This is a genomic window from Nocardioides sp. Soil774 (genome assembly GCF_001428125.1).
Lineage (GTDB): Bacteria > Actinomycetota > Actinomycetes > Propionibacteriales > Nocardioidaceae > Nocardioides.
Genome location: NZ_LMSM01000006.1, coordinates 781,499 through 799,389, shown reverse-complemented (window position 1 = coordinate 799,389; position 17,891 = coordinate 781,499). Strand labels below are relative to the sequence as shown.

Here is a 17,891-nt window from a genome sequence, read left to right as displayed (position 1 = left end):
GCGCGACCGGGATGACGAGTCGGCGCTGACGGGGATTCATGGCTCCATCCTAGGTGCGGGTCCTCGCCCGCCGAGAGCCAGCGCGTGCGTGACGACGTCGAGCACCGGCACCCGGCCCGACGCGATGTCGGCACGGTCGACCCAGGCGACCTCGTCAGTGGTGCCGTCGACCTCCAGCACCCGCGGCTCACCGTCGCCGACCGAGGCCGAGAAGAGCAGGTGGATGCCGTGGTAGTCCTCGATGCGACCCGACGGCGCGTGCCCGGAGAAGTGGGTGTCGTGCACGTCGAGCAGCTCGCCGACCGCGCACGTCAGGCCGCACTCCTCCTCCACCTCGCGCGCCAGCGCGGCGGCCGGGCGCTCGCCGTGGTCGACACCTCCGCCGGGCAGCGTCCACGCGCCGGGGTGCGCGGCGCGGGCCGACAGCCGGGTCAGCAGCACCCCGGAGCCGCGCTGCACGAGCGCGTACGCCGCGACGCGCTGCAGGCGGTGCGGGCGGTGGTCGGCGAGGGCGTCGCGGACGTGGGCGGCCACGGGGACGAGGCCGCCGTCGACGTCGGCGAGCCGGTGCCAGGCCGCGTCGACGGTGGACCCGTCGACCTCGACGACCCGCGGCTCGGGGGCGTCCGGGGACACCCAGGCGTCGTAGACGATCCGGATCGCGTGCGCGTCGACGAGCAGGCCGTCACGGGGCGCGCGCGGCATGTGGGCGCTGTAGACGTGGGCCGTCTCCCCGACGGTCGCCGTCAGGCCGGTCTCCTCCTCGATCTCACGCACCAGGGCCGCGCGCGGGTCCTCCCCGTGGTCGACACCGCCGCCGGGCAGGGTCCACATCTCCGCGCGCGAGACCCGCGGCGCGAGCCGGCACAGCAGGACCTCGACCACGCCGGCGCGCTCGCGGAGGATGACGGCGTACGCCGCCACCCGCTGTCGCCTCGGCAGGGATGCCATGGCCCCAACCTAGTGAAGTACGTTTAGCGCCGTGTCCCCCGCGTCCCGAGACCCGTGGCTCGACAACGTCAAGATGGTGCTGGTCACGCTCGTCGTGATCGGCCACGCCATCGGGCTGGTCGAGGCCAGCGCGGGCAGCCACTGGGTCTACGACTTCATCTACCTGTGGCACATCCCGGCGTTCGTCTTCGTCAGCGGTTATCTCTCCAAGTCGTTCGAGTGGGACCGGCGCCGGCTGAAGAGCCTGTTCTACACGCTGGCGATCCCCTACCTGCTCTTCGAGCCGGCCCTGTTCTACTTCCGCCGCGAGGTCGCCCACGAGGGCGTGGAGGGCCCGATCTGGCTCATCCCCCACTGGACCATGTGGTACCTCATCGTGCTGCTGATGTGGCGGCTGGTGACGCCGATCCTCAAGCGCCACTGGCTCTTCCTGCCGCTCTCGGTGATCGTCAGCCTGCTCGGCGGGCTCTGGAACGACGACACCCTGATGATCCCCCGCTTCCTGGGCCTGCTGCCGTTCTTCGTGCTGGGCCTGCACCTCAAGCCGCGTCACCTCGCGCACCTCGACGACGTGTGGGTGCGGGTCGCGGCAGTGCCCGCGCTGGTCGGCATCGGCGTGATGGCGGTCTACACCGACACCTGGGCCGAGACCGCGCTGCTCTGGTACGACACGGGCTACGCCGACATCCCGATCGACAACGAGATCGTCTTCCAGACCCGTCTCACGGTGATGATGGTCGGCCTGCTGGGCGCCTTCGCGGCGATGTCGCTGATCCCGCGTCGCTCGCTCGGCTGGTTCACCACGATGGGCACCGCGACGATGGTGATCTACCTCTTCCACGGCTTCGTCATCAAGACGTTCCTCGCCCTGGGGTGGCCCGACTTCACCGCCGCCCACCCGATCCTCGGGCTGGTGGTCACGGTCATCGGCGCGGTCGCGCTCGCGCTGCTCCTCGCCAGCCCGCCCGTACGCCGCGTGCTGGAGCCCCTGACCAACCCGCTCGGCACGCTGGAGAAGCGCCGCGACGCCCACCGCGAGCGCCGCGAGGCGGCTAGGAGCACGGCCCCCACGTCGGGCTGACGGCCGAGCGGGGCACGACGTCGAGGTGGGCCGCCTCGGCCCGGGTGGGCGCGTGCCCGCCGAGGTGGGCCGGGTGCCACGGCGCGTGCTCACCCTCGCCCGGGAGGTGGTGGGTCAGCCCCTGCAGCCTCTCGAGCTGCGCGGTGAGCACCTCACCGAGGCGGCAGGTCCACTCGGTCAGGTCGTCGCCAGCGCCGATCGTCAACGGCTCGCCGAAGTCGACGTCGATGCGCCGCCCGCGCGCCAGGCTGGGCCGCGGCTCGCGGCCGCGCTCGTCCGGCACCCCCACCGACCACACGCGCTGCGAGCCCCACAGCGCCACCGGCACCACGGGCGCGCCGGTCTCGCGGGCCAGGCTGGCCACGCCGCGCATGAGGGAGCGGACGGTGTAGGAGTAGGAGATCCCGGCCTCGGGGAACGCACCGACCGCCTCGCCGGCGCGCAGCAGCCGTCGCGCCCTGAGGTAGGCGCCGGCCGGTGCCTCCCGGTCGACCGGCACGTGCTGCATGCGGTCCATGGCCGTGCGCACGACCGGCAGGTGCCACACGTCGTGGCGGCACATGAAGCGCACGTAGCGCTCACGCTCGGCGGCCGCGCGCCCGATCATCAGGAAGTCGGGGTAGCTCACGTGCGTCGCGGCCAGCAGCGCCGGCCCGCTGCGCGGCAGGTGCTCGATGCCGGTCCAGGTCGTGCGGATGCCGAGCAGGCCCAGCACCCCGCGCCCCAGCACGTTGGTGGCGCGGTAGACGTGCTCGCTCATGCCCGTCGTTCGGTGCCGCGGGGTGAGCGGATCGGCCCCGCGGCGCGGTCGCGGCGGGTCACGAGAAGGGCGGTCGGGCGTCGCGGGCCATCGAGCGCCGTCCGGCCCACCGCCACACGCGCGCGGCGCGGTCGCGGTCGGCGTCGTCGACGAGGTTGCCCATCCACCGCAGCGCCAGGGTCATCAGCCAGTCCGAGCGCATGCCCGCCGGGCCGAGCGCGGCGACCACGCGCGGCTGCGTGGCGATGCCCGCCAGGCGTCGCGCGATCGAGAACGACTCTCCGTAGTGCTCCACGAGCGTCGCACGCCACGCCTCGCCCAGCCCGGTGCCCGAGGCGATGTGCTCGGCGACCAGGCGGCCGGTCTCGAGGCCGTAGTCGATGCCCTCACCGTTGAGCGGGTTGACGCAGGCGGCCGCGTCGCCGATGAGTGCCCAGTTGGGCCCGGCCACGTTGCTGACCGCCCCACCCATCGGCAGCAGCGCCGAGGTGGGCGAGCGCAGCTCGCCGGACAGCCCGAAGTCCTTGCCGATGGTGTCGGCGTAGGTCTGCATCAGGGGCTTGATCGCCACCTCGGCCGGGCGCCGGCTCGTGGCCAGCGTGCCGGCGCCGAGGTTCACCGTGCCGTCGCCGAGCGGGAAGATCCAGCCGTAGCCGGGGACGATCTCGCCCTGGTCGTCGCGCAGCTCGAGGTGCGAGCTGATCCACGGGTCGTCGGAGAAGTCGGAGTCGACGTAGGAGCGGCCCGCCACGGCGTACACGGTGTCGCGGTGCCACTCGCGTCCCAGCAGCTTGCCGAGCGGCGAGCGCACGCCGTCGGCCACCACGAGCCACCGGCAGGCGATCTCGAAGGTGCCCTCGGCGTCGCGCAGCTCGACGGCCGCGACCCGCTCCCCCTCACGGCGTACGCCGACCGCGCGGGCGCCGTCGATCGCGTGGGCCCCGCTGTCGATGGCCACCGTGCGCAGGTGGTCGTCGAGCTCGGTGCGCGCCACGGCCGACCCCCAGTCGGGCAGGGACCCACCCGGCCAGGGCAGCAGCAGCGTCTGGCCGAAGCCGTGCGCGCGCAGGCCGTGGTTGACGGTGTGGGCGCGCAGCCAGGGCTCCAGGCCCAGCTTCTGCATCTCGCCGATCGCTCGCGGCGTCAGCCCGTCGCCGCACGTCTTGTCGCGCGGGAAGGTCGCGGCGTCGACCAGGACGACGTCGAGGCCGGCGCGCGCTGCCCAGGCAGCCGCGGCGGACCCCGACGGGCCGGCACCGACGACGAGGACGTCGGTGGAGGCGGGGCGCGAGGTGGGGCGTGAGGAGGCGGTGGTCACGCCCAGATTCTTCCAGAGCGTCCCCACCCTCCCCTCATCGCAGGGCGCGGTAGGGCGTGTGCGAGAGCAGGTGCACCGCAGCGTTGCGGCACCCGGTGGTGGGATGGACGACGAGCTGGGAGCGCGTCGCGTCGGGGGCGTAGACCCGGAACCCGTCGACGGGGGTCGGTCGGCAGACCGAACGGGGATAGCTCGCTGCGGACGTCTCGGCGACCGTGCTCCGCGCCCGGTCCCCCGGCGCCAGCACCACCCGCCGCACCGGGCGCACCTCGCGGTCGGCTGCTGCGCCGACCTGCGTGCCGTCACCACCACCGACGTAGGACAGCCCGCCGTAGCCCTGGACCACGCAGGACCGGTCGCTGGTGTTGCGCAGCCGGACCACGCCGTAGCGGTGGCCTGCGGCCGCGTCACGAGGGCGATAGTCGGCGTGCAGGTCGGCGTTGCGGCACTCCGGCACCGACGCGGACCGCGCGGGTGCGGCCGCGACGCCCTGGTGCAGGGTCCCCACCAACGCGACGGCGCAGACGCCGAGCAGGGCCAGGAGCGTGCGGTGCCAGGCGGATCGGACCATGGTCCAAGTCTGCGCCGGGACACGACGCGAGCCAAGGAAATGCGACCGGGCCCCGGCCTCCCGCGAGGGGAGACCGGGGCCCGGTGGGACCGCGATCAGTTCTGGTAGGAACCGAAGTCGAAGTCGTCGAGCGCGACGGCCTGCGACGACGGACCGAAGTCGTAGTCGTAGGAGTCGTAGCCGGTGACCGAGTAGGCCGCGGCGCGCGCCTCCTCGGTGGGCTCCACCCGGATGTTGCGGTAACGCTCCAGGCCGGTGCCGGCCGGGATGAGCTTGCCGATGATCACGTTCTCCTTCAGACCACGCAGGCTGTCGGAGCGGCCGTTGATCGCGGCGTCGGTGAGCACGCGGGTGGTCTCCTGGAAGGAGGCCGCCGAGAGCCACGACTCGGTCGCGAGCGAGGCCTTCGTGATGCCCATGAGCACCGGGCGACCCGAGGCCGGCTTGCCGCCCTCGGAGACCACGCGACGGTTCTCCTCCTCGAACCGCACCCGGTCGACCAGGTCGGACGGGAGCAGGTTGGTGTCACCGGACTCGATGACCGTCACGCGGCGCAGCATCTGCCGGATGATGATCTCGATGTGCTTGTCGTGGATCGACACGCCCTGGGACCGGTAGACCTCCTGGACCTCGTCCACGAGGTGCTCCTGGGCCTTGCGGACACCGAGGATGCGCAGCACGTCCTGCGGGTCCGGCGTACCGGACGTGATGTGGTGACCGACCTCGATGTGCTGGCCGTCCTCGACGTTGAGGCGCGAGCGCTTGGAGACCGGGATCTCCTGGGGCTCCGAGCCGTCGTCGGGGGTGACCACGACCATGCGGGCCTTGTCGGTCTCCTCGATCTTCACGCGACCGGCCGACTCCGAGATCGGCGTACGACCCTTGGGCGAGCGGGCCTCGAAGAGCTCGACCACACGGGGCAGACCCTGCGTGATGTCGTCGGCCGAGGCCACACCACCGGTGTGGAAGGTGCGCATCGTCAGCTGCGTGCCGGGCTCACCGATGGACTGCGCGGCGATGATGCCGACCGCCTCACCGATGTCGACCAGCTGGCCGGTGGCCAGCGAGCGGCCGTAGCACTTGGCGCAGGTGCCGGTGCGGGCGTCGCAGGTCAGGACCGAGCGGACCTTGACCTCGCTGATGCCGGCCGCCACGAGCTCGCCGATCTTGACGTCGCCCAGGTCCTCACCGGCGGCGGCGAGGACCTCGCCGGTCTCCGGGTGGGTGATCTCGACGGCGGAGGCCCGGGCGTAGGCCGAGGTCTCCACGTGCTCGTCGTCGATCCGCTTGGGCAGGCCACGCTCGGTGCCGCAGTCGTCCTCACGGATGATGACGTCCTGCGAGACGTCCACCAGACGACGGGTCAGGTAGCCCGAGTCGGCGGTGCGCAGCGCGGTGTCGGCCAGGCCCTTGCGGGCACCGTGGGTCGAGATGAAGTACTCGAGCACCGACAGGCCCTCACGGAAGTTGGCCTTGATCGGGCGCGGGATGATCTCGCCCTTCGGGTTGGCCACGAGGCCACGCATGGCCGCGACCTGGCGGATCTGGTTCATGTTTCCGGACGCACCCGAGTCGACCATCATGTAGATCGGGTTCTTGCGGTCGAAGTTGGTCTCCATCGCACGACCGACCTCGGCAGCAGCCTGGGTCCACAGCTCGATGAGCTCCTGACGACGCTCGTCGTCGGTCATCACACCGCGCTCGTAGTTCTTCTGGACCTTCTCGGCCTGCGCCTCGTAGCGGCCCAGGATCTCGACCTTGCTGTCGGGCGTGGTGACGTCGTCGATCGAGACGGTCACACCCGAGCGCGTGGCCCAGTGGAAGCCGGCGTCCTTGAGGGCGTCGAGCGAGGCAGCGACCTGCACCTTGGTGTAGCGCTCGGCCAGGTCGTTGACGATCGCGCCGAGGCGCTTCTTGCCGACCTCCTCGTTGACGAACGGGTAGTCCGCCGGGAGCGTGTCGTTGAAGTGGACGCGACCCAGGGTGGTGTCGAGCAGGATCGCGGTCCGCTCCTCCCAGTCGGCACCGAGCTCGAGGTCGAGCGGCGGGACGATGTCGTCGAGGCGGATCCTGATCTTGCTCTGCATGCCGATCTCGCCACGGTCGTAGGCCATGATCGCCTCGGCCGGGGTCGAGAACACGCGACCCTCGCCACGCTCGCCGTCACGGTCGGCGGTGAGCCAGAACAGGCCGATGATCATGTCCTGCGAGGGCATGGTCACCGGACGGCCGTCCGACGGCTTGAGGATGTTGTTGGTCGACAGCATCAGGATGCGGGCCTCGGCCTGCGCCTCCGCGGACAGCGGGAGGTGCACGGCCATCTGGTCACCGTCGAAGTCGGCGTTGAACGCGCCGCAGACGAGCGGGTGGATCTGGATGGCCTTGCCCTCGATGAGCTGCGGCTCGAAGGCCTGGATGCCGAGGCGGTGCAGGGTGGGCGCACGGTTGAGCAGCACGGGGTGCTCGGTGATGACCTCTTCCAGGACGTCCCACACGACCGGACGCGCACGCTCGACCATCCGCTTGGCGGACTTGATGTTCTGCGCGTGCGACAGGTCGACCAGGCGCTTCATCACGAACGGCTTGAAGAGCTCGAGAGCCATCTGCTTGGGCAGGCCGCACTGGTGCAGCTTGAGCTGCGGACCCGACACGATGACCGAACGGCCCGAGTAGTCCACGCGCTTGCCGAGCAGGTTCTGGCGGAAGCGCCCCTGCTTGCCCTTGAGCATGTCGGACAGCGACTTGAGCGGCCGGTTGCCCGGGCCGGTCACCGGACGACCGCGACGACCGTTGTCGAAGAGGCTGTCGACGGCCTCCTGCAGCATCCGCTTCTCGTTGTTGACGATGATCTCGGGCGCGCCGAGGTCGAGCAGCCGCTTGAGACGGTTGTTGCGGTTGATGACGCGGCGGTAGAGGTCGTTGAGGTCGGAGGTGGCGAAGCGGCCACCGTCGAGCTGGACCATCGGACGCAGGTCCGGCGGGATCACCGGGACGGCGTCGAGCACCATGCCGATGGGCTGGTTGCCGGTCTTGCGGAAGGCGTCGACGACCTTGAGGCGCTTGAGGGCGCGGACCTTGCGCTGGCCCTTGCCGTTGGCGATCGTGTCGCGCAGCGACACGACCTCGGCCTCGATGTCGAAGTCCTGGAGGCGCTTCTGGATCGCCGTGGCGCCCATGTGGCCCTCGAAGTACTTGCCGAACCAGTTCTTCATCTCGCGGTAGAGCAGCTCGTCGCCGAGCAGGTCCTGCACCTTGAGGTTCTTGAACGTGTCCCAGACCTCTTCCAGCCGCGCGATCTCGCGGTTGGCACGGTCACGGAGCTGGTTCATCTCGCGGTCGGCACCGTCGCGCACCTTGCGCTTGGCGTCGGCCTTGGCGCCCTCGGCCTCGAGGGTGGCGAGGTCCTCCTCGAGCTTCTTCGCGCGGTCGTCGACCGAGGTGTCGCGACGCTTCTCGAGGCGCTCGCGCTCCAGGCTGACCTTGTTCTCCAGCGACTCGGAGTCGCGGTGGCGCGCGTCCTCGTCGACCGAGGTGATCATGTAGGCGGCGAAGTAGATGACCTTCTCGAGGTCCTTCGGGGCCAGGTCGAGCAGGTAGCCCAGGCGCGACGGGACGCCCTTGAAGTACCAGATGTGGGTCACGGGCGCGGCGAGCTCGATGTGGCCCATGCGCTCACGACGCACCTTGGAGCGGGTGACCTCGACGCCGCAGCGCTCGCAGATGATGCCCTTGAAGCGCACGCGCTTGTACTTGCCGCAGTAGCACTCCCAGTCCCGGGTGGGACCGAAGATCTTCTCGCAGAAGAGGCCGTCACGCTCGGGCTTGAGCGTGCGGTAGTTGATGGTCTCCGGCTTCTTGACCTCGCCGTGGCTCCAGGTGCGGATGTCGTCCGCGGTGGCCAGGCCGATCTGGATCTGCTCGAAGAAGTTCACGTCCAGCAAGATGTGTTCCTTTGATTGCTGTTTGAGTCAGGTGGCTGGTGACTGAGGGGTCCCGGGCGGCGGCGGGCCGCCCGGGACTCGACCTCAGACTTCTTCGACGCTGCTGGGCTCGCGCCGCGACAGGTCGATGCCGAGCTCCTCGGCCGCACGGAAGACGTCTTCCTCGGCGTCCTTGAGCGAGATGGCGCTGCCGTCCTGCGACAGCACCTCGACGTTGAGGCAGAGGGACTGCATCTCCTTGACGAGCACCTTGAACGACTCGGGGATGCCGGAGTCGGGGATGTTCTCGCCCTTGACGATCGCCTCGTAGACCTTCACGCGACCAGGCACGTCGTCGGACTTGATCGTGAGCAGCTCCTGGAGGGCGTAGGCAGCGCCGTAGGCCTCCATCGCCCAGACCTCCATCTCGCCGAACCGCTGGCCGCCGAACTGGGCCTTTCCGCCCAGGGGCTGCTGCGTGATCATCGAGTAGGGGCCGGTCGAGCGAGCGTGGATCTTGTCGTCGACGAGGTGGTGGAGCTTGAGGATGTACATGTAGCCCACGGCCACCGGCTCCGGGAACGGCTCACCCGAGCGACCGTCGAAGAGGGCGGCCTTGCCGTCCTCCTTGACCATCCGCTCACCGTCACGGTTGGGCAGGGTCGAGCCCAGCAGGCCGGTGATCTCGTCCTCGCGCGCACCGTCGAACACCGGGGTCGCGACCTTGGTGTTGGGGTCGGCCTTGTCGGCGCCGATCGAGATGAGGCGCTTCTTCCAGTCCGACTCGCCCTTCTCGCCCGACAGGTTGAGGTCCCAGCCCTGCTTGGCCAGCCAGCCCAGGTGCAGCTCGAGGATCTGGCCGATGTTCATACGACGCGGCACACCCAGCGGGTTGAGCACGACGTCGACCGGCGTGCCGTCCTCCATGAACGGCATGTCCTCGACAGGCAGGATCTTGGCGATGACGCCCTTGTTGCCGTGACGACCGGCGAGCTTGTCGCCGACCGAGATCTTGCGCTTCTGGGCGACGTAGACGCGGACGAGCTGGTTGACGCCCGGGGGCAGGTCGTCGCCGTCCTCGCGGTCGAAGACGCGCACGCCGATGACCGTGCCGGACTCGCCGTGCGGCACCTTCATCGAGGTGTCGCGCACCTCGCGCGCCTTCTCGCCGAAGATCGCGCGGAGCAGGCGCTCCTCGGGGGTGAGCTCGGTCTCGCCCTTGGGCGTGACCTTGCCGACCAGGATGTCACCGGTGGTGACCTCGGCGCCGATGCGGATGATGCCGCGCTCGTCGAGGTCGGCCAGGCCCTCCTCGGAGATGTTCGGGATGTCCCGCGTGATCTCCTCGGGGCCGAGCTTGGTGTCGCGGGCGTCGACCTCGTGCTCCTCGATGTGGATCGAGGTGAGGACGTCCTCCTGCACCAGGCGCTGGCTGAGGATGATCGCGTCCTCGTAGTTGTGGCCCTGCCACGGCATGAAGGCGACGAGCAGGTTGGTGCCCAGCGCCATCTCGGCGTCGTCGGTGCAGGGACCGTCGGCGATCGGCGTGCCGACCTCGAGACGGTCACCGGCCTTCACCAGCGGGCGCTGGTTGATGCAGGTGCCCTGGTTGGAGCGACGGAACTTGGCCAGGCGGTAGGTCTGGTAGGTGCCGTCGTCGTTCATCGTCTCGATGGCGTCGGCGGACACCTCCTTCACCACACCGGCGTTGTCGGCCACGACCACGTCGCCGGCGTCGACGGCGGCGCGGTACTCCATGCCGGTGCCGACCAGCGGGCTGTCGCTGGTGATCAGCGGGACGGCCTGGCGCTGCATGTTGGCGCCCATGAGCGCACGGTTGGCGTCGTCGTGCTCGAGGAAGGGGATCAGGGCCGTCGCGACCGACACCATCTGGCGCGGCGAGACGTCCATGTAGTCGACCTCGTCACGCAGGATCGCGTCGACCTCGCCGTGCTTCTGGCGGACCAGGACGCGCTCCTCGACGAAGCGCATCTTGGCGTCGAGCGGCGCGTTGGCCTGCGCGATGACGTAGCGGTCCTCGTCGTCGGCGGTGAGGTAGTCGATCTGGTCGGTGACCACACCGGCCTCCACCTTGCGGTAGGGCGTCTCGACGAAGCCGAACGGGTTGATGCGTCCGTAGGAGGCGAGCGAGCCGATCAGGCCGATGTTCGGGCCTTCCGGGGTCTCGATCGGGCACATGCGGCCGTAGTGCGACGGGTGGACGTCACGGACCTCCATGCCGGCGCGGTCACGGGACAGACCACCGGGACCGAGGGCCGACAGGCGACGCTTGTGCGTCAGGCCGGCGATCGGGTTGGTCTGGTCCATGAACTGGCTCAGCTGCGAGGTGCCGAAGAACTCCTTCAGCGCCGCGACCACGGGGCGGATGTTGATCAGGGACTGCGGCGTGATGGCCTCGACGTCCTGGGTCGTCATCCGCTCGCGGACCACGCGCTCCATGCGGGCCAGGCCCGTGCGGAGCTGGTTCTGGATGAGCTCGCCGACCGTGCGCATGCGACGGTTGCCGAAGTGGTCGATGTCGTCGGCCTGGACCTTGACGGGAGCACCGTCGGGACCCTCGACGACGTTGCCCTCGGCGTCGACCAGGTCGGGCGACTCCACCTGGATGCCGGCAGCGTGCAGCTGCACGACGTAGCGGATCGCGGCCACGACGTCGTCGATGGTCAGCGTCTGCTGGTCGAAGGCCTCGTGCAGGCCGAGCTTCTTGTTGATCTTGTAGCGGCCGACCTTCGCCAGGTCGTAGCGCTTGGGGTTGAAGTAGTAGTTGTTGAGCAGCGTCTGCGCGGCCTCGGCCGTCGGCGGCTCGCCGGGGCGCAGCTTGCGGTAGATGTCGAGCAGCGCGAGCCGGGTGACCTCGTCGTTGACCTGCTCGGCGGTCGGGGCCTCGCCCCGCGCCTTCTTCTGCAGCTCCTCGTGGACGACCTCGTAGCGGACGCTGTCCTTCTCGAGGGTCAGCATCATCGACTCGTACTGGCCGAACTCCTCGCGGATCTGCTCGGTGGTCCAGCCGAGCGCCTTGAGCAGCACGGTGACGTTCTGCTTGCGCTTGCGGTCCAGGCGCACGCCGACCAGGTCGCGCTTGTCGATCTCGAACTCCAGCCACGCGCCACGGCTCGGGATGAGCTTGGCGGTGAAGATGTCCTTGTCGGAGGTCTTGTCCGGGGTCGACTCGAAGTAGACACCGGGCGAGCGCACCAGCTGCGAGACCACGACACGCTCAGTGCCGTTGATGATGAAGGTGCCCTTCTTGGTCATCATGGGGAAGTCGCCCATGAAGACCGTCTGGCCCTTGATCTCACCGGTCTCGTGGTTCATGAACTCGGCCGAGACGTAGAGCGGGCGGGAGTAGGTGAAGTCCTTCTCCTTGCACTCCTCCTCTGTGTACTTCTCGTCGAGGAAGACGGGGTTGTCGAAGGAGAGCATCATCGTCTCGGAGAAGTCCTCGATCGGGGAGATCTCCTCGAAGATCTCCTGCAGACCGGTCTTCTCGGAGACGTCCTCACCGGCGGCCCTGCGGGCAGCCACCTCCTCCTCCCAACGCTCTCCGCCGACCAGCCAGTCGAAGCTGCTCGTCTGGAGCGAGATGAGGGGGGGAACCTCGAGAGGTTCGGTGATCTTTGCGAAAGAGGTGCGACGGTGGTTACCAGCGGTGCTGCGCGCGGCCAAGAGGTGTCCTCACAAATGATCAAGTGATCTCGGCGCCGGCCGACCACCACAACAACCGTCCGGAAGGTGTCGGGCATCTGAGGGCAGGCGCAAGGACCCACGATAGCGCACTTCGACACACGCCTCAAACGCGGGGTCAAGTCCCGGCCAGGTCCTGGCGGGAGAGCTCCACGCGTTGGCCATGAGTGTGAACGCCGCAGCGCCCCGGGTCAAGCAGGGCGCGCCGGGCACACCCCCAGGGGTCACCCCTGGACGGGTGAGGTGATGAGGTCGTCGACCAGCCACTGGTCGTCGACGCGCTGCATCGAGAGCGTCACCTGGTCCTTGTAGACCACCGGGTCGGCGCTCAGCTTGTTGGTCGTCGGCCGGTCCACGAACACCAGCACCTGGACCCGGTCGTCGCTGGCGCGCACGACCCCGGAGGCGATCACCGACGCGCTCACCTTCGTCCGGGTCCGGGGTGCGTTGTCCTGGAGCACCGCGAAGAGCTTGTCGTACTCCGACTTGTAGTGCCCCGTCATCAGCGCGGTCGCTGCCGCCCGGTCGGCGTCGAGGTGCTCGTAGTCGTAGGACAGCACCGGCACGACCGCCCGCTCGGCCGCCACCTGGGCATCACGTGCCGCCCGGTCGCCGGCGCCGTCGTCACGCCCGGTCCACATCCAGGTCGTGGCCGCCAGCAGCACGGCCGCGACGACGCCGAGGCCGGCCAGGAGCCACGACGGCACTCCTCGCGATCCGCTGGTCGAGTCCGGTCCGCCGGTCGGGGCGCCCCCCTCGACCGGCGGCAGGTCCTCCGGCTCCTCGGGCGCCAGCGCGGCGTCGTACGCCGCCCGCGCACCGGGGTCGAGCAGCACCTTGGCCGCGCGGTTGAGCGCGTCGAAACGCCGGTCGCCGGGCTCGAGGTCGGCGATCTGCTGCTTCCAGGCCGCCCGCACGGAGTCGGCCGAGGCGTGACGGGGGACGTCGAGCAGGTCGTACCAGGTGGGCGAGTCGCTCACGGCGTGCTCCCCTCCCCCGCGTCGGTGCCCGCGCCGGGCGTCTCGTCCTGCGAGCTCACCGGCGAGAAGTCGTCGACGAGCCACTCGCCGTCGATCTTCACCAGGTCGACGGTGAAGCGGAAGGGCAGCGGCTCCTGGTCGACGACCCTCGCCTTCTCGCCCTTGCCCTGCTCGTAGCTGTCGGTGAACGCGCCGGCCACGAGGACCCGCGCGGAGTCGTCGTCGATCGTGGACACGGCGGTGGCGAAGACGTCGGCGGATCGGGTGATGCCGCCCTGGGCGACCAGCTGCTCGGCCGCCGAGACCTCCTTGTCGAAGTCCGCGGCGAACTTGGGCGTGATCACCTCGCGCACCTGCTCGCGGTAGTCGGGCATCTGGCCGGAGTCGTCGACCATGTCGGGACTGTAGGTGCCCAGCCGCTTCACGAACTGGCTGGTCAGGCCCATGACCTGCTCGCGCTCGTCGGGCAGGCTCAGGCCGCCGTCGGCGGCGTCGCGGCCGTCGAGGGTCATCCACACCATCAGGGCGACGCAGGCGAGCGAGACGGCGGCGAGCAGCCCCGCCACGACCCAGCGCCACCGGGGGCCTCGCCGCGGTGCGACGGGGCCGTCGGCGGGCGGCCGCTCGACGTCGCCGCGCACGGCTTCGGTCAGCACGGACATGGTTCCCTCCCTGGAACGTGCGGACCCCCTCCCGGGGTCCTGCTCAGGTCAACGAAGGCGGTCACCGGAGGTCACGCCCCCGGCGAGCAGCGGCTCGAGGTAGAGCCACTTCCACGAGTCCTCGCCCAGTGTGCGCGGCGTGGCGGCCCGCGGGCCCAGGACACGCGCGATCTCGTCGGGGTCGGAGGTCAGCGAGCCCGTCTCCGGGTCGTAGGCGAAGTCGGGCTGGCCCCACCCGGTGGCCGCGCGGGGGGCCTGGATGTTCTGCGCGCCGCGGGCGTTGGTCTGCGAGGCGGGCGCGGTGCAGCGCGCGTCCTCGTTCATCGCACGGTTGCTGCCGTCGAGCGGCGAGCGACGGTCGGTGCCCTCGTAGCCCTGCAGGCACACCTTGGGGTTGTCGGTGAGCACCATGCCGAAGTGGGCGTCGTAGAGCCCGGTGCCCGGCGACTTGGACACGACGGTGAAACCGCCCTCGACGACGTAGGGGTAGATCACCAGCAGCTGCTCGATGCCGTCGAGGTGCTTGACCACGATCTCGCCGGTGGTCACCAGGTTGTTGATGAGGTCGCCGAGCTCGACCTCGTTGTCCTCGAGGAAGGTGCGCAGCTCGTTGGCGCCGAGCGACCCGTCGTCGATCAGGGTGCGCAGGTCCTTGTCGTGGGCCGCGACCGTGGTGCTGAAGCTCGACAGGTCGCGGGCGAAGCGACGGAAGGCCCTCTCGGAGTCGATCTGCCCGTTGAGGACGGTGTTGCTGTCGCGGATCAGGTCGACGGTGACGTCGAAGTTCTGCTCGGCGGCAGTGATGAACTCGTTGCTGCTGTCGAGGATGGTCTGCAGGTCCTGCCCCGACCCGTTGAACGCCAGGCCGAGCTCGGAGGTGACCGTGCGCAGGTCGTCCTGGTCGACGCTGCGGACCGTCTCGTCGAGGTGCGTGAGGAGCGTGTCGGTGGCGATCGGGGTGGCGGTGCGGTCCTGCGCGATCTGGGAGCCGTCGGCCAGGAACGGGCCCTTGTCGCTCTGCGGTTGCAGCTCGACGTACTGCTCGCCGACCGCCGAGCGGTTGCCCACGAGCGCGTGCGCGTCGGCGGGGATGTCGTCGAAGTCGTCGTCGATGTCGAGCACCAGGTCGACGCCGTCGTCGGTGAGCACCAGCTCGCTCACCTGCCCCACGCGGACGCCGCGGTAGGACACCTCCGCACCCTGGAACGCACCTCCTGAGTCGGCGAAGTGGGCGACCACGGTGTAGCTCTGGTCGACGAGCAGGCGGTCGAGGCGGGCATAGCGGGCGCCGACGAAGCTCACGCCGAGCAGCGTGATGAGCGCGAAGACGAGCAGCTGCACCTTGGTCCGGCGGGTGATCATCGCTCCACCACCATCGCGGGCACGAGCAGGCTGACGAGGGCCGGGTCGTAGATCTCCGACAGCTGCCCCAGGGTGGGCCCGCGCCGTGGGTCGGGCGGGTCGTCGTACGCCGCTGGGCGGGGCAGGCCGGGCAGGCTGATCGTGGGCAGGCTGGGGACCGGCGCGGTCGGGAGCGTGGGGGTCGGCAGCGGCAGGGTCGGGGTGCCGGACGCCCCGCACAGCCCGGGCACCGGGGCCTGCTGGCACACCGCCGCGATCACCGAGCCGGGCAGGCCCAGGCAGGCCGTGACGTCACCCTTGCGCAGGCCCGCGAGGCAGTCGTTGATCGCGTCGAGCGCGTCCTGGCACAGCCGGCTGCTGTCGGGCAGCGGTCCGTCCTGGGGCAACTGGCTGAGCGGGATGCACGCCTCGGTCGGCAGGGTCGTGGGGATCGTCGTGGGGACCGAGGTGAGGTCGACGTCGAGGGTGATCGACAGGTTGGTGTAGTCGCCCATGTGCAGGTTGCGCGCGACCTGCGGGTCGCGTCCGACGACCTCGTCGACGAAGGGGTAGGTCAGGAAGACGTTGAAGGCGTTGGTGAAGTCGTCGCCCGAGGCCGCGAGCTGGGTGAGCACGGGGTTGAGCCGCTTCAGCGAGGTGATGGTGGCGTCCTTGGACTGCGCGATCACGTCGACGGCCACGTCGGAGAGGTCGTTGAGCGCGGTGAGCATCTCCACGAGGTCGTCACGCTGGCGGTCGATGGAGTCCAGCGCGCTGGGCAGCTCCTCGAGCGCCTTGTCGATCGTGGGCAGCTGCTTCTCGGCAGCCACGGCGAGCCGGTTGAGCGACTCGATCGCGTCGACGATGTCGGCCTTGTTCTCGTCGAGCTGGCCGGTGAAGACCCGCAGGTTGCGCAGCACGGACTTCGCCGAGTCCTCCCGACCGTCGAGGGCGAGGTTGAGCTCCTGGGTGATCGTCTTGAGCTGGGCCACGCCGCCGCCGTTGAGGAGCAGGCTCAGCGCGCCGAGCACCTCCTCGACCTCGGGGTTGCGCCCGGCCCGCTCGATGGGGATGGTCTCGCCGTCCTCGAGTCGGTCGGCGATCGCGCCCTCGTCGGGCGCGCTCAGCTCGACGAACTTCTCCCCGAGCAGGCTGGTCTGTCGCAGCTCGGCGACAGCGTTGCCGGGCAGGTCGACGTCGCGGCGGACCTCCATCGTGACGAGCGCCTGGTAGCCCTCGAGGTCGATGTCGGTCACCTTGCCGACGCTGATGTCGTTGACCTTGACCGTCGACTGAGGCACGAGGTCGAGCACGTCGGCGAACTCGACCTTGATCGTCATCGGGTTGTCGCCGGTGTCCGGTCCCCCGGGAAGCGGCAGGGAGTAGACGCTCGCGTCGCAGGCCGACAGGGCCAGGACAGCGAGCACGCCCGTCGCGAGGGCCTTGGTGCGCCTCATCGCTCCACCTCCACGAGTCCGCCGAGGCTGGGGTCGAACACGTCCTGCGCCGGCAGTGTCGACGTACGTCCGAGCGCGCCGGCGCGGGGCCGGTCGAGCAGCTTGGTGATCTGGTCACACACCTGGCCCGAGCGCTCGACCTGGCCCACGAAGCCGCAGAGGAAAGCGGCCGGGTCGAGCTGGAGCTGGTTGATCGACTCGCCGAAGTTGGCGCGCGTGTCGAGGGTGCCGGCCTGGGGGTTGTAGGTCAGGGCGAGGTTGTTGAGCGCCCCGGGCGCGACGTGGAGGATCTCGTCGAGCGCCGCGCGCTGGCGCACGAGCACCTTGGCGACCCGGTTGAGGCCGGTGATGTTGCGGCTCAGCGAGCCCTTGTTCTCCTCCACGAAGCCCTTGACCGCGGTCAGCGCGACCGAGAGGTTCTTCGTGGCGGCGACCAGCTCCTCGCGCTCGCCGTCGAGCATCGTCGAGACGTCGGCGAGCGACTGGTTGAACTGGCGGACCGTCTGGTCGTTCTCGGCCAGCGTGGACATGAAGCCGTCGAGCGCCTTCACCGAGCCGAACAGCTCGTCGGAGTTGCCGGCGAGGGTGTCGCTCAGGCGGGAGAAGTCCTTGATCGTCTGGCGGAAGGTGGTGCCCTGGCCGCCGAAGTTGTCGGCCGTGACGGCCAGCAGGTCCGACAGGGCGCCGGACTTGTTGGCCCCGCGCGGGCCCAGCGCCACGTTGAGCCGGTCGAGGCTGTCGTAGATCTGGTCGAGCTCGAGCGGCTCCGAGGTCTGGTCGACGCCCAGCTCGGCTCCGTCGGTGAGCACGTCACCGGTGCCGGAGTACGCCGGCGTGAGCTGGACGTAGCGGTCGCCCACGACCGACGGCGCGATGATGACGGCCTTGGCGTCGGCGGGCAGCTTCACCTGGTCGTCGTAGGACATCGTCACGGTGACGTCGGTGCCCGTCGGCTCGACGCTGTCGACCGTGCCCACCGGCACGCCGAGGACCCGCACCTCGCTGCCCTCGTAGACCGAGACGGTGCGCGGGAAGTGGGCCACGACGGTCTTGGCGCTGTCGCCACCGAGGACGCTCACGGCGGCCGCGGCGACGAAGCCCAGCACGACGAGCGGGACGAGGAGGCGCTTCACGAGGTCCATGTC

At 70.0% G+C, this 17,891-nt stretch carries 12 protein-coding genes; 1 reads left to right on the top strand and 11 read right to left on the bottom strand.

What is annotated here, in order from left to right:
* Positions 1 to 36: 36 nt before the first annotated feature.
* Positions 37 to 951, bottom strand: a complete 915-nt coding sequence (locus ASG76_RS09435; protein WP_056602187.1) for an NUDIX domain-containing protein — start codon at positions 949 to 951, stop codon at positions 37 to 39.
* A 31-nt stretch (positions 952 to 982) separates the two neighbouring features.
* On the opposite strand from ASG76_RS09435, the gene ASG76_RS09430 reads away from it, so the two are divergent.
* On the top strand, positions 983 to 2,032 hold the full coding sequence (locus ASG76_RS09430) for an acyltransferase family protein (protein ID WP_056602186.1): 1,050 nt from the start codon (positions 983 to 985) through the stop codon (positions 2,030 to 2,032).
* Here the strand turns inward: ASG76_RS09430 and ASG76_RS09425 are convergent.
* The 10 genes from ASG76_RS09425 to ASG76_RS09380 all read right to left on the bottom strand — a co-directional run bounded on the left by ASG76_RS09425 (position 2,004) and on the right by ASG76_RS09380 (position 17,888).
* Complete coding sequence (locus tag ASG76_RS09425; RefSeq protein ID WP_056602185.1) at positions 2,004 to 2,792, bottom strand: lysophospholipid acyltransferase family protein; 789 nt, start codon at positions 2,790 to 2,792, stop codon at positions 2,004 to 2,006. The genes ASG76_RS09430 and ASG76_RS09425 overlap by 29 nt on opposite strands.
* 58 nt (positions 2,793 to 2,850) lie before the next feature.
* Positions 2,851 to 4,110 carry a geranylgeranyl reductase family protein gene (locus tag ASG76_RS09420; protein ID WP_056602184.1) on the bottom strand — a complete coding sequence of 420 codons (1,260 nt, stop codon included), beginning with the start codon at positions 4,108 to 4,110 and terminating at the stop codon, positions 2,851 to 2,853.
* A 34-nt stretch (positions 4,111 to 4,144) separates the two neighbouring features.
* Positions 4,145 to 4,681, bottom strand: coding sequence for a DUF4232 domain-containing protein (locus ASG76_RS09415; protein WP_056602183.1), 537 nt, complete (start codon positions 4,679 to 4,681; stop codon positions 4,145 to 4,147).
* A gap of 95 nt (positions 4,682 to 4,776) precedes the next feature.
* Entirely contained in the window at positions 4,777 to 8,622 is a 3,846-nt protein-coding gene (locus tag ASG76_RS09410; protein ID WP_056602182.1) for a DNA-directed RNA polymerase subunit beta', read from the bottom strand.
* A gap of 84 nt (positions 8,623 to 8,706) precedes the next feature.
* Positions 8,707 to 12,288, bottom strand: a complete 3,582-nt coding sequence (locus tag ASG76_RS09405; RefSeq protein ID WP_056602181.1) for a DNA-directed RNA polymerase subunit beta — start codon at positions 12,286 to 12,288, stop codon at positions 8,707 to 8,709.
* 242 nt (positions 12,289 to 12,530) lie between these two features.
* Positions 12,531 to 13,286: a J domain-containing protein gene (locus tag ASG76_RS09400; RefSeq protein ID WP_056602180.1), complete on the bottom strand. Its 756-nt coding sequence runs from the start codon at positions 13,284 to 13,286 to the stop codon at positions 12,531 to 12,533.
* Positions 13,283 to 13,948 carry a hypothetical protein gene (locus ASG76_RS09395; protein WP_056602179.1) on the bottom strand — a complete coding sequence of 222 codons (666 nt, stop codon included), beginning with the start codon at positions 13,946 to 13,948 and terminating at the stop codon, positions 13,283 to 13,285. The genes ASG76_RS09400 and ASG76_RS09395 overlap by 4 nt, the downstream gene beginning before the upstream one ends.
* Before the next feature lie 48 nt (positions 13,949 to 13,996).
* Positions 13,997 to 15,310 (bottom strand): MCE family protein, encoded by a 1,314-nt coding sequence (locus ASG76_RS09390; protein ID WP_056602178.1) that lies wholly within the window; start codon positions 15,308 to 15,310, stop codon positions 13,997 to 13,999.
* Positions 15,307 to 16,746 (bottom strand): MCE family protein, encoded by a 1,440-nt coding sequence (locus ASG76_RS09385; protein WP_056602177.1) that lies wholly within the window; start codon positions 16,744 to 16,746, stop codon positions 15,307 to 15,309. The genes ASG76_RS09390 and ASG76_RS09385 overlap by 4 nt, the downstream gene beginning before the upstream one ends.
* Positions 16,743 to 17,888 (bottom strand): MCE family protein, encoded by a 1,146-nt coding sequence (locus ASG76_RS09380; RefSeq protein ID WP_056602176.1) that lies wholly within the window; start codon positions 17,886 to 17,888, stop codon positions 16,743 to 16,745. Before ASG76_RS09380 ends, ASG76_RS09385 begins: the two co-directional genes overlap by 4 nt.
* Between the last annotated feature and the right edge of the window lie 3 nt (positions 17,889 to 17,891).

Bases quoted from the DNA above. Each gene is read 5' to 3' on its own strand.
- ASG76_RS09395 (WP_056602179.1), bottom strand. From the start codon at position 13,948: ATGTCCGTGCTGACCGAAGCCGTGCGCGGCGACGTCGAGCGGCCGCCC.
- ASG76_RS09385 (WP_056602177.1), bottom strand. From the start codon at position 16,746: ATGAGGCGCACCAAGGCCCTCGCGACGGGCGTGCTCGCTGTCCTGGCC.
- ASG76_RS09380 (WP_056602176.1), bottom strand. From the start codon at position 17,888: ATGGACCTCGTGAAGCGCCTCCTCGTCCCGCTCGTCGTGCTGGGCTTC.
- ASG76_RS09435 (WP_056602187.1), bottom strand. From the start codon at position 951: ATGGCATCCCTGCCGAGGCGACAGCGGGTGGCGGCGTACGCCGTCATC.
- ASG76_RS09425 (WP_056602185.1), bottom strand. From the start codon at position 2,792: ATGAGCGAGCACGTCTACCGCGCCACCAACGTGCTGGGGCGCGGGGTG.
- ASG76_RS09415 (WP_056602183.1), bottom strand. From the start codon at position 4,681: ATGGTCCGATCCGCCTGGCACCGCACGCTCCTGGCCCTGCTCGGCGTC.
- ASG76_RS09390 (WP_056602178.1), bottom strand. From the start codon at position 15,310: ATGATCACCCGCCGGACCAAGGTGCAGCTGCTCGTCTTCGCGCTCATC.